The 591-nt window shown below is 46.5% G+C and carries 1 protein-coding gene; it reads right to left on the reverse strand.

The annotated features are described in order from the left end of the window. Positions 1–591: ABC transporter ATP-binding protein (locus A3729_RS06395; protein WP_156497741.1), on the reverse strand; the 591-nt coding region annotated here is incomplete at both ends.

Here is a 591-nt window from a genome sequence, read left to right on the forward strand (position 1 = left end):
CCATGCCGATATGCTCGCGCAGGCTCTCTTGTTTAATGTCAGCAATAGCTTGCCCGTCAATTCTGATGTTGCCCGAAGAAAGGTCGTAGAATCTAAGTAAGAGGTTTACCAGAGTTGACTTTCCAGCACCTGAGCGGCCAACCAGACCAATTTTTTCGCCAGCTTTTATATGCAAATCAAGCTCGCTGATAACCGGACGGCCAGATTCGTATTCAAACGAAATCCTCTGAAAATCAATATTACCATCGCTTAGTTCAAGCGCTTTGGCATTGTCTGAGTCAAGCACGGCTCGTTCTTTTGAAAGTGTGCTGATACCGTCTTGTACTGAACCGATATTCTCGAACAGGCTGGACACTTCCCACATAATCCATTGGGACATGCCATTGAGCCTGAGTGCTAGCGCAATCGCAACAGCTATGGCTCCAGTCGAAATGGTTTCGTTTATCCAAAGCCAGATTGAAAGAGATGAGATCGAGAATAACAGGAGGGAATTCAATACCCATACTGTCACATTGAGCCGGGTGACCAAGCGCATTTGAGGGTGAACGGTTTCAAGGAAGTCGCCCATTGTTCGTTTTGCATACTCTGCTT

The sequence above is a fragment of the Oleiphilus sp. HI0043 genome (assembly GCF_001634935.1).